This is a genomic window from Pseudomonas libanensis (genome assembly GCF_001439685.1).
Lineage (GTDB): Bacteria > Pseudomonadota > Gammaproteobacteria > Pseudomonadales > Pseudomonadaceae > Aquipseudomonas > Aquipseudomonas libanensis.
Map to the genome: position 1 here is coordinate 149,889 of NZ_JYLH01000005.1, position 11,799 is coordinate 161,687.

At 59.7% G+C, this 11,799-nt stretch carries 9 protein-coding genes; 2 read left to right on the forward strand and 7 right to left on the reverse strand.

What is annotated here, in order from left to right; genetic code table 11:
• Nucleotides 1–8: 8 nt before the first annotated feature.
• Both TU73_RS09990 and TU73_RS09995 read left to right on the forward strand, forming a co-directional pair.
• Nucleotides 9–905 (forward strand): LysR substrate-binding domain-containing protein, encoded by an 897-nt coding sequence (locus tag TU73_RS09990; RefSeq protein ID WP_057012046.1) that lies wholly within the window; start codon nt 9–11, stop codon nt 903–905.
• A 69-nt stretch (nt 906–974) separates the two neighbouring features.
• Entirely contained in the window at nt 975–4,001 is a 3,027-nt protein-coding gene (locus TU73_RS09995) for a membrane-targeted effector domain-containing toxin (RefSeq protein ID WP_057012047.1), read from the forward strand.
• A gap of 3 nt (nt 4,002–4,004) precedes the next feature.
• Here the strand turns inward: TU73_RS09995 and ispD are convergent, their stop codons facing one another.
• From ispD to TU73_RS10030, 7 genes are all read right to left on the reverse strand, one after another.
• Nucleotides 4,005–4,715, reverse strand: coding sequence for a 2-C-methyl-D-erythritol 4-phosphate cytidylyltransferase (ispD, locus tag TU73_RS10000; protein WP_057012048.1), 711 nt, complete (start codon nt 4,713–4,715; stop codon nt 4,005–4,007).
• On the reverse strand, nt 4,712–4,990 hold the full coding sequence (ftsB, locus tag TU73_RS10005) for a cell division protein FtsB (RefSeq protein ID WP_003189195.1): 279 nt from the start codon (nt 4,988–4,990) through the stop codon (nt 4,712–4,714). Before ftsB ends, ispD begins: the two co-directional genes overlap by 4 nt.
• A gap of 171 nt (nt 4,991–5,161) precedes the next feature.
• Nucleotides 5,162–6,451 carry a phosphopyruvate hydratase gene (gene eno, locus TU73_RS10010; protein WP_057012049.1) on the reverse strand — a complete coding sequence of 430 codons (1,290 nt, stop codon included), beginning with the start codon at nt 6,449–6,451 and terminating at the stop codon, nt 5,162–5,164.
• 156 nt (nt 6,452–6,607) lie between these two features.
• A complete protein-coding gene (gene kdsA / locus TU73_RS10015) occupies nt 6,608–7,453 on the reverse strand; it encodes a 3-deoxy-8-phosphooctulonate synthase (protein ID WP_003189190.1) in 846 nt (281 codons plus the stop codon).
• Nucleotides 7,454–7,458: 5 nt separating this feature from the next.
• Complete coding sequence (locus tag TU73_RS10020) at nt 7,459–9,090, reverse strand: CTP synthase (protein WP_046071295.1); 1,632 nt, start codon at nt 9,088–9,090, stop codon at nt 7,459–7,461.
• Between the two features lie 273 nt (nt 9,091–9,363).
• Nucleotides 9,364–10,683, reverse strand: a complete 1,320-nt coding sequence (tilS, locus tag TU73_RS10025; RefSeq protein WP_057012050.1) for a tRNA lysidine(34) synthetase TilS — start codon at nt 10,681–10,683, stop codon at nt 9,364–9,366.
• Between the two features lie 161 nt (nt 10,684–10,844).
• Nucleotides 10,845–11,792, reverse strand: a complete 948-nt coding sequence (locus TU73_RS10030) for an acetyl-CoA carboxylase carboxyltransferase subunit alpha (RefSeq protein ID WP_003189182.1) — start codon at nt 11,790–11,792, stop codon at nt 10,845–10,847.
• Between the last annotated feature and the right edge of the window lie 7 nt (nt 11,793–11,799).

An 11,799-nucleotide genomic window follows, 5' to 3' on the forward strand; every position in this document is an offset into this window, starting at 1 on the left:
CAATCACAATGTTGGAGAACCGCTGGGAAGGCATCGATGAGTTCGTTGCGGTGGCCGAATGCAGCCAGTTCACGGCGGCAGCGGAGCGGCTGGGGGTATCGTCCTCCCATATCAGCCGGCAAGTGGCACGCCTGGAAGAACGCCTGCAAACCCGCCTTTTGTACCGCAGCACCCGCAAGGTGACGCTGACCGAAGCCGGACAGACCTTCCTGCAGCACTGCCAGCGCCTGCAGGACGGGCGCGAAGAAGCCTTGCGTGCAGTGGGCGACCTCGCCAGCGAACCCAAGGGCATGTTGCGCATGACCTGCGCCGTAGCGTACGGCGAGCGGTTTATCGTGCCCTTGGTCACCCGGTTCATGGCGCTGTACCCGCAGTTGCGCGTGGATATCGAGCTGACCAATCGCCCGCTGGACCTGGTCCATGAGGGGCTCGACCTGGCCATTCGCCTGGGGCGCCTGCAAGACTCGCGCATGGTCGCCAGCCGCCTGGCGCCGCGGCGCATGTACCTGTGTGCCTCGCCTTCCTACCTTGAACGTTATGGTCGGCCACATAGTCTGTCGGAACTGAGTCGACATAATTGCCTGATTGGCAGTTCGGATATCTGGCAACTGGCCCAGGACGGGCGGGAATTTTCCCAGCGCGTGCAGGGCAACTGGCGCTGCAACAGTGGGCAAGCGGTACTGGATGCTGTCTTGCTGGGCGTGGGTTTGTGCCAGTTGCCGGACTATTACGTGCTGGAGCATTTGCACAGCGGCGCGCTGGTGTCGTTGCTGGAGGCCCACCAACCGCCAAATACGGCGGTGTGGGCGCTGTATCCGCAGCAGCGGCATTTGTCGCCGAAGGTCAGGAAGCTGGTGGATTTTCTCAAAGACGGCTTGGGTGACCACCCCGTCTATCGAGCATAAACAGCTACCGCCCGCGCATTGCCTGGTTACCGGTAAATAGCCGTTTCCACTGCAAAACCAGGCAAGCCCATGACCTCCAATGCCCAACAACTCCAGCATATCAATCATTTTGTCCGTAAGGTCCTCGCCGACTTTCCGGTGCCCAGCGCTATCGCCGCCCAATTGCTTTGCGAGCATTTGCAACCGTTCAGCCAGGAACCGGTGGACCCGGACACCACGCTGCTGACCACCCTTGAATACAACATCGACAACCCCAACGCAGCCTACAGCGCACAGATCGTCCAATCCATGAGCCTGACCGAGGCCATGATCTGCAATGCACCCCACGCCCCTGGCGGCATAATCAACACCACGGGCTTTTCCACCACCGCGCCGTATTTCAATATCGTTGATGAATTACCGCGCCTGATGGATAACCGCATTGCGCAAATGTTCAACGAAGAGTTTATTACTTCCGGCTGGATCCCGCCCAGGCGGTATGAGGCGCTCTACCGGCAAAGCGAACCCCAGGTCTACGACCCGACCACCCAATTGGAGATCGCGCCTGCCGTTCTCAGAAAGGTCATTGACTCAAGCAACTTCGAACAAACCTACGACAAGGCCATCACACTGTTCTGGGGCGAGCATCGGGACAATTACACCACCCTGATGCGCATCGCGTTCACAAAGGCTTACCTCAATCAGTACGAGGAATTCACCCTCACCCAAGCAGAACGGCAATTGGCCGCCCGGGCGGCAGGTATCGGCATCGACAAGAACGCCAGCAACCTGACCCTTGAAGACTTCCAGGCGCCCTATTCACCCGACGCAAACCTGTCGGTGCGCATGCTGCGCATTCATCAATCCGAAGCCACCGACATCCTCACGATTACCGACAACCAGAGCCAGATCACCCTGCTATACATCCCGGGAAATTCCTCGCCCATCCACGGTTTCAATACCCCGACGGACATGCGCAATGCACTGGTGAAAGTGGCCAGGAACCCGACGCAGCGCAAAGCCCTGACCAACCACTTCGAACCCGACACGATCGACTCGGGCCTGCTCTACAGTGGTGTCGAGGAAGCATTGATCGGCATGGCGATGTACCCGGAATCTTCCAGCCCTCCCGGTTTTTTCAATAGTTTGTTGCACAACGGTTACTGGGACCCCGAGCAATACATCAATAACCCAATGTATCCGGCGCTCAGAAGTAACCCGTTTGCGTTTATCACGCGGCAGATCCGCGCTCGCATTGCAAAAATGGCGGCAAAAACCATTGTCTCGCCCTTGGATACGTTCAAGGCTGACACCCTCGACGCGTTGGAAAAAGCCTGCCTGCTGGCGATCCCCGTGGCGCTGACCATGGGCACGGCATTGCTGGCGGAGTTTTGCTTCGTGACCTCGGGCTTGGCCGGAATGGCTATCGGCGTCGATGACGTGCTCAAAGACAAACCCCACGCCGTTGAGCGCATCGTGTTCGGCGCCCTGAACGCGCTTCCGGTGGTTATCCACGGCATCAGCAAAGGCGTGAGCAGACTTGAGGCGTTGCGCCCTGCGCTTGGCCAGGCCACGCGTGCAGAGGAGGGTCAGATCAATGCCAGGGTCATCACTCAGGCCCCCGCGTCGGTCCAAACTGAAACTCGCCCCCTGGTCGCTACGACAGCCCCCAGCGGCTTGCAGACCATCAAGCTACAGGGCGAGACCTTCCTGACCTACAAACAACCGAATGACTGGGGCTTTTTTGAACTCTTTGTGAACAATCCAGAAGCCCCCGGGACGCTCCAATCCACTGGCCTCTATGCTATCCAGAGCAGCGACCTGCAATGGCGGCGTGCCGGCTTGGCCGGAGGTGGGGCATTTCGCAATGCCTGGCAACGGGTTTACAAACTGTTCGGCGGCACCGAGCAGTCGAGTTTCTTCATCGCCTACCAGATGCCAGCGCCGGTGCGCGAGACCCTGGTGCAGATGCTCACCGATACCAGCTCATTTTCGGAAGACTTCGAACCCTTCGGCGTGGGCGCACAATCGATCAAAAACGCCCGGGAACTGTTTTTTGAGAAAAGAAGCCAATTAAACCAGGATTCGGCGATCTTCTTTCACCACCTGCCCTATTCGCCCCTGCAGCCGGTACTCCCTCGCTTGAGCTTGAACGAAACACAGCAAAACATTATCGAGAAATTGCTACGTGCCAGTGACGGCCTCGTGATCGGCGAAAGCCACAGCGCCGAATCGAGCAAAGCCTTTCTGATCAACAACATGCAGCTACTCGCCAGCCAAGGCGTCAAGCGCATCTACTTCGAACACCTGCTGACGGATGTGCATATTCCGATGTTGAAGGCTTTTTACCGGTCGAAGAGCGCACCCATGGCCGAGGAGCTGACAAACTTCCTGAACGGGATCTACCCACTGGCCCGAAACCACTATTACTCATTCACAAACGTCGTGACCAAAGCCCGAGACGCCGGGATCAAGATCCAGCCGATCGACTGCACCGTAAGCTACATACTTCGCGATATGCGCGACAACGCGGGGACCCTGCGCCAGCAGATGATGAACTATTACGCCACCGAGGTGATTCAATGGATCCAGACTACCAAGCGCCAACCAGGTAAATGGGTCGCACTGGTGGGCGATACCCATACCAATACCTTCAAGGGCATCCCCGGGATTGCCGAACTCACTAGCAGCATCGGCCTGCGGATAGAAGATAGAGTGGGCGCCCAACCCTTGGGCATCGAAGTCGATCCGGGGCGCACAGCCAGCCTGGGACTCAATAAAGGGGAAGGTACGGTCAAGGCCAACCTGGTCTTGCGCGTTGATCCTGCTGCCTTGCAGCAATCAATGGAACCACAGCCCGGCCCTTCGCACAGTCGAGTAGTGAAGTCGGCCCAGACACTGCTGACACGGCCGGGCCAATTCATGCTCACCGAGGCTACCCACATTGACTATCGGTCCCGACGTGGGGACCTGCGCAGTTTCAGGATCAACAGCCAGGAGGGCCGCTACCTTATCAACGTGGCCGGCTGGCCTATTGATGAGAAGCCATTCGACAGCATTGAGGCATTGGTGAGCGAGCTGAAAACCCTGCCCGGGTTAGAGCAAGTCTACGGCTGAGGGTCAGGACGCGTGATAAGCCCGGCGCTGACGCAGCCATTCGAGGTCTTCGGGGCGGGTGACCTTGATGTTGTCCGCACGCCCTTCGATCAGGCGCGGCGCCTGGCCGGACCATTCCATCGCCGAAGCCTCGTCGGTGATCACCGCATCGGCTACCAGGCTGTCGGCCAAGGCGCGGTGCAAGGCCCCGAGGCGGAACATCTGCGGCGTATAAGCCTGCCAGATCAGGCTGCGGTCGATGGTTTCCACCACGCGGCCATGCTTGTCGACGCGCTTGAGCGTGTCGCGAGCCTGCACCGCCAGCAGACCGCCCACCGGGTCGTCCGCCAGTTCAGCCAAGAGTTTGTCAAGGTCATCACGGCCCAGGTTGGGCCGCGCAGCGTCGTGCACCAGCACCCAGTCGTCATCGCTGGCGCCCAGGGCATTAAGGTGCAGCAGCGCATTAAGCACCGAGCCCGAGCGCTCCGAGCCACCGTCCGCACGCTGGATACGCGGGTCAGTGGCGCACGCCAGGGTGGGCCAATAAGGGTCATCAACAGCGAGGCTGACCACCAGGCCCTTGAGCGATGGATGGCCGAGAAAACAGCCGAGGCTGTGTTCGAGAATAGTGCGCCCGCCCAGTTGCAGGTATTGCTTGGGACGGTCCGCAGCCATACGGGCACCAACGCCCGCGGCAGGAATCACGGCCCAGAAGGCCGGTAAATCACCGTTCATTGGGCCAACTGGTAGAGGGTCTCGCCCTCCTTGACCATGCCCAACTCATGGCGAGCCCGCTCTTCAACGGTCTCGGTACCTTTCTTCAGCTCAAGCACTTCGGCGTCGAGGACGCGGTTGCGCTCCAGCAGGCGTTCGTTTTCGGCACGCTGGTCGGCAATTTGCTGGGTCAGCTCTTCCACCTGCGCAAAGCTGCCATTACCGACCCATAGGCGGTACTGCAGGCCAGCCAGCAACAAGAGCAAGACGAGGAACAACCAATTGGGACTGCGCATCGAAATCCGGGTATCCAGTGAAAAAAGACAGTCATGCAAACCTTTTGCAGCAACTGATAGCACAAAGCCTGGATACACCAGGCTTGCGCTTGTCAGTCAGCAGATTAGCGCCGAAATTCACACTTTCGTGAGATTTCCGACGCAATCCGCCGACTTTTTACCATTTACTGCTTAGCCGCGAAACTCAGCGCGACCGTTGTACTTGGCTTTACCCGCCAATTGCTCTTCGATGCGCAGCAATTGGTTGTACTTGGAAACGCGATCGGAACGGCACAGGGAGCCCGTCTTGATCTGGCCCGCCGAAGTACCCACGGCCAGGTCGGCAATGGTGGAGTCTTCGGTTTCGCCGGAGCGGTGGGAGATCACCGCGGTGTAACCGGCGGCCTTGGCCATCTGGATGGCTTCCAGGGTTTCGGTCAGGGTGCCGATCTGGTTGAACTTGATCAGGATCGAGTTGGCGATCTTCTTGTCGATGCCCTCTTTCAGGATCTTGGTGTTGGTCACGAACAGGTCGTCGCCCACCAGCTGGATTTTCTCGCCGATTTTGTCGGTGAGGATTTTCCAGCCGTCCCAATCGGACTCGTCCAGGCCGTCTTCGATCGAAATGATCGGGTAGCGCTGGGTCAGGCCCTTGAGGTATTCAGCGAAACCTTCGGAGCTGAACACCTGGCCTTCGCCGGACAGGTTGTACTTGCCATCCTCAAAGAACTCGCTGGCAGCGCAGTCCAGAGCCAGGGTCACGTCGGTGCCCAGTTTATAGCCAGCGTTGGCCACCGCTTCGGAAATGACTTTCAGTGCGTCTTCGTTGGAGGCCAGGTTCGGTGCAAAACCACCTTCGTCACCCACGGCGGTGCTCAGGCCACGGGCCTTCAGTACAGCCTTGAGGTGATGGAAGATCTCGGTGCCCATGCGCAGGCCTTCGGAGAAGGACTTGGCGCCAACAGGCTGCACCATGAATTCCTGGATGTCGACGTTGTTATCAGCGTGCTCGCCACCGTTGATGATGTTCATCATCGGCACCGGCATCGAGTAGACGCCCGGGGTACCGTTCAGGTTGGCGATGTGTGCGTAGAGTGGCAGGTCCTGGTCCTGGGCGGCAGCCTTGGCGGCAGCCAGGGACACGGCGAGGATGGCGTTGGCGCCCAGGCTGCCTTTGTTTTCGGTGCCGTCGAGCTTGATCATCGCGTGGTCCAGGGCTTTCTGGTCCAGCGGGTCCTTGCCCAGCAACAGGTCACGAATCGGACCGTTGATGTTGGCTACAGCCTTGAGTACACCCTTGCCCAGGTAACGGCTCTTGTCGCCATCACGCAGTTCCAGCGCTTCGCGCGAACCGGTGGAGGCACCGGACGGTGCGCAGGCGCTGCCGATGATGCCGTTATCGAGAAGCACGTCGGCTTCGACGGTGGGGTTGCCACGGGAGTCGAGAACTTCACGACCTTTGATGTCGACGATTTTTGCCATTGTTGTAAACACTCCAAAGTTGACGAAAACGACGCAGCTGAAGGAAATCTTTGACCGACCGCAAGGGTGGAACAACGGGGCAGGCTTGCAGAGGGCAAGGCCCAGGCCCGTGGGCCTGAGCGTAAAGCGTGGGAAATTCTACCGGAGAAATGGCAGTTACGCGGTCTCTACCGTCGGAAAACTCTTGACCAGTTCGTCCAACTGCTTGAGCTGGGCCAGGAATGGCTCCAGCTTGTCCAGGCGCAGGGCGCATGGGCCGTCGCACTTGGCGTTGTCCGGGTCCGGGTGCGCTTCGAGGAACAGGCCGGCCAGGGACTGGCTCATGCCCGCCTTGGCCAGGTCGGTGACCTGGGCACGGCGACCGCCGGCAGAGTCCGAGCGACCACCGGGCATTTGCAGCGCGTGGGTCACGTCGAAGAATACCGGGTATTCGAACTGCTTCATGATGCCAAAACCGAGCATGTCCACCACGAGGTTGTTGTAGCCGAAGCTCGAACCACGCTCGCACAGGATCAACTGGTCGTTACCCGCTTCCACGCACTTGCTCAGGATATGTTTCATTTCCTGGGGTGCGAGGAACTGGGCTTTCTTGATATTGATCACAGCGCCGGTCTTGGCCATCGCGACCACAAGGTCGGTCTGGCGCGACAGGAAGGCCGGCAACTGGATGATGTCGCACACCTCGGCGACCACGGCAGCCTGCTCAGGCTCGTGGACGTCGGTGATGATCGGCACGCCGAAGGCTTGCTTGATGTCCTGGAAGATCCGCATGCCTTCTTCAAGGCCCGGGCCACGATAGGAGGTCACGGAGGAACGGTTGGCCTTGTCGAAGCTGGCCTTGAATACATAAGGGATACCCAGTTTCTGGGTAACCCGCACGTACTCTTCACAGACCTGCATCGCCATGTCGCGGCTTTCCAGCACATTCATGCCGCCGAACAGCACCATGGGCTTGTCGTTGGCAATCTCGATGTCGCCTACGCGAATGATCTTCTGGGCCATCAGGTTTACGCCTTCTTCTGATGTTGCGTCAGTGCTGCTTTGACGAAACCGCTGAACAACGGGTGACCGTCGCGCGGCGTCGAGGTGAACTCAGGGTGGAACTGGCAGGCCACGAACCACGGATGATCCGGCGCCTCGACCACTTCAACCAGCTTGCCATCACCGGAGCGACCGGAAATTTTCAGGCCAGCTTCTTTGATCTGCGGCAGCAGGTTGTTGTTCACTTCGTAGCGGTGACGGTGACGCTCGACGATCACGTCCTTGCCGTAGCAGTCGTGCACCAGAGAACCTGCTTCCAACAGGCAATCCTGTGCGCCAAGGCGCATGGTGCCGCCCAGGTCGGAGCTTTCGGTACGGGTTTCAACCGCGCCGGTGGCGTCTTCCCACTCGGTGATCAGGCCCACGACCGGGTGGCCGCTGCTGTGATCGAACTCGGTGGAGTTGGCGTCTTTCCAGCCCAGCACGTTGCGGGCGAACTCGATGACGGCCACTTGCATGCCCAGGCAGATGCCCAGGTACGGCACCTTGTTTTCACGGGCGTATTGCACCGCGGTGATCTTGCCTTCCACGCCACGCAGGCCGAAACCGCCGGGAACCAGGATCGCATCTACGCCTTCAAGCAGCGCGGTGCCCTGATTCTCGATGTCTTCGGAATCGATATAGCGCAGGTTGACCTTGGTACGGTTGCTGATACCGGCGTGGCTCATCGCTTCGATCAGCGACTTGTACGCATCCAGCAACTCCATGTACTTACCGACCATGGCGATGGTGACTTCATGCTCAGGGTTGAGCTTGGCGTCGACCACGGCTTCCCACTCGGACAGGTCCGCGCCATTGCACTGCAGGCCGAAACGCTCGACCACGAAATCATCCAGCCCCTGGGAATGCAGGATGCCCGGGATCTTGTAGATGGTGTCGGCGTCTTCGAGAGCGATCACCGCACGCTCTTCAACGTTGGTGAATTGCGCGATCTTGCGGCGCGAGGAAATGTCGATCGGGTGATCGGAGCGGCACACCAGCACGTCCGGCTGCAGGCCGATGGAACGCAGTTCCTTGACCGAGTGCTGGGTGGGCTTGGTCTTGGTTTCGCCGGCGGTGGCGATGTACGGCACCAGTGTCAGGTGCATCAGCATCGCGCGCTTGGCGCCGACTTCGAAGCGCAACTGGCGGATGGCTTCAAGGAACGGTTGGGATTCGATGTCACCCACGGTGCCGCCGATCTCGACCATCGCCACGTCGGCATCGCCTGCACCCTTGATGATGCGGCGCTTGATTTCGTCGGTGATGTGCGGGATCACCTGGATGGTTGCACCCAGGTAGTCACCACGGCGCTCCTTGCGCAGCACGTGCTCGTAGACACGGCCGGTGGTGAAGTTGTTGTTCTGGGTCATGGTCGTGCGGATGAACCGCTCGTAGTGGCCCAGGTCCAGGTCGGTCTCGGCGCCGTCGTGGGTGACGAACACTTCACCGTGCTGGAACGGGCTCATGGTGCCCGGGTCAACGTTGATGTACGGGTCCAGCTTGAGCATGGTGACCTTAAGTCCCCGCGCCTCCAGGATGGCCGCCAATGAAGCGGAGGCAATGCCTTTCCCCAATGAAGAAACAACACCGCCCGTGACGAATATGTAGCGCGTCATGAAAAACCCTAGAAGTCTGCGTTAAAGCGGTCCGAGCCGCCGGGGAAAGCGAAGGAAGGCCGAAGCCCCCGATCACCTGCATTAATCACAGTGCACCTTTCAAAAAAACCGCCGCGTTGTGACAGACCAGCAATGGAACACCGGTACGTTGATCGCTACACATTTTTTGGAATCGCCCAGCAAAGACTGCTTGGTAATCGGCAACTGCTGCGATTCAGTCGAATCCACAGAAGTTGTATCAAGAAGGGAGCGTAGTCTACCGGAAAGGCTCTATCAGCTCAAACCTTGATCGCAGGTCTGTGGCAACCAATGTAATTGCCAGTCATCCAGCGGGCTGGCCCAAAGCCCCGCAAGCGTCGGCACAGCCAGCAATTGCTCGCCCCGATAGACCAGCGGCAATCTGCCACGGACGAAGCCCGGCATACCACTTTCATTCAGCAGGCGCTTAAGATCACGCCGGCCTCGACCTGGCACTTCGACGATTTCGCCACCCTGGCGATAACGAATCGACAAAGGCCCTTCGGGAGCCTTGCCGGCAAACATCAGTTGGCCGTTCCCGGTTAACTCTAGTGGATTTCGCGGATCGGGCCAGCCCACCGGCGCGTCGGAAAATTCCGACCAAATGGTAGGCAGCCACCAAATGCGTTCGCCGCAACGATGAAGCTGACCGTCTGCCAGGCGCCATAACGGCTGTGCGTCCGCCTTGGCATCGCGCAGGGCGTACCAGTTGGCCCAGTGGTCACTGTCGGGCAGTCGAGTCAGCGGATTCAACCAGTGACGCAAGGCATTGCGCTGGCGAGCATCGGAAAGATCGCGCAACGGAGCAAGGGCCAGGGACGGCAAAGGCAACCACGAAAACGTTGAAGGCTGATCGGCGGCGGTCAGATCCATGTGCGCCAGCTCATCGAGCAGGCTCTGGGCTTCACTCAGGTGCTCGGCAGTGCGGGCCAGGCTCGAGACTGCCTGTGGCCAGCGTTGCGTCAGCGCTGGAAAGACCTGATGGCGCAGGTAATTACGCGAGAACCGTGGATCGCCGTTCGAAGGGTCTTCAATCCACTTCAATTGGTGTTCGTGGGTGTAGGCTTCCAGCGCTTCCCGGGAGACTGCCAGCAGTGGCCGCACCAAGTGCCCCGTCGCCAACGGGCGACACTCGGGCATCGCCGCCAACCCACGCACTCCGGCGCCGCGCAACAGGCGGAACAGCAGGGTTTCGGCCTGATCGTCGCGATGCTGGGCGGTGAGCAGCACCTCCCCTGCCCCGATCACCTCGGTAAACGCCTGGTAACGTGCGTTACGCGCGGCCCGCTCCTGGCTGGCACCGGGTTGCACCTGTACACGCAAGACCTGCAAAGGTATGCCCAGGCTGTCACATAACGCTTGGCAATGACTGGGCCAGGCGTCAGCGGCCGCTTGCAGGCCATGATGGACATGCACAGCGCTGATGGGCGGCAGGCTTTCGGTGTTTGCCAGGGAGGCCAGAAGGTGCAGCAGGACGGTGGAATCGAGGCCACCGGAGAATGCGATATGCCAGGCAGGTGCATTGCGCCAGGGGGCCAGGGTTTTCAGGAGTCTGGCGGGTAGAGCCGGTTTCATCAGATGTCACCGCCACAAATCTGGAATACATAGGCCGAGCATACACAAAGCAAATGTGGGAGGGGGCTTGCTCCCGATAGCGGTGGATCAGTCAGCAGATACAGTGACTGACACCCAGCAATCGGGGGCAAGCCCCCTCCCACATTGGTACTGCTGCGACTTTAGAGACCGTAGCTCATCAGGCGCTCATAACGACGAGCCAGCAGCGCTTCGTTATCGAGCTTCTTGAGCATCGCCAATTGCGAGCCCAATTCTGCACGGATGGTCGCAGCAGCGGCAGCCGGATCACGGTGGGCGCCGCCCAGTGGCTCGGCGATGACCTTGTCCACGATCCCCAGGCCCTTGAGGCGATCGGCGGTGATGCCCATGGCTTCAGCCGCATCCGGTGCCTTCTCTGCGGTTTTCCACAGGATCGAGGCGCAACCTTCCGGGGAGATCACCGCGTAGGTCGAGTATTGCAGCATGTTCAGCTGGTCGCAGACGCCGATGGCCAGTGCACCGCCGGAACCACCCTCACCGATCACGGTGGCGATGATCGGGGTTTTCAGGCGCGCCATGACTCGCAGGTTCCAGGCAATCGCTTCGCTCTGGTTACGCTCTTCGGCATCGATGCCCGGGTAGGCGCCCGGGGTGTCGATGAAGGTCAGGATCGGCATCTTGAAGCGCTCGGCCATTTCCATCAGGCGACACGCCTTGCGGTAGCCTTCCGGACGCGGCATGCCGAAGTTGCGGCGCACCTTCTCGCGCACTTCACGGCCTTTCTGGTGACCGATCACCATCACTGGCTGGTCGTCCAGGCGAGCGATACCGCCCACGATGGCTGCGTCATCGGAAAAATGGCGGTCGCCGTGCAGCTCGTCGAACTCGGTGAAGATGTGCTCGATGTAGTCCAGGGTGTACGGACGGCGCGGGTGGCGAGCCAGGCGCGCGATCTGCCAGCTGGTCAGCTTGCCGAAAATGTCTTCGGTGAGCGTGCTGCTCTTGTCTTGCAGGCGAGCGATCTCATCGCCGATATTCAGCGAATTGTCATTGCCGACCAGGCGCAGCTCTTCGATCTTGGCTTGCAGGTCAGCGATCGGCTGTTCGAAATCAAGAAAATTCGGGTTCATAAGCGTC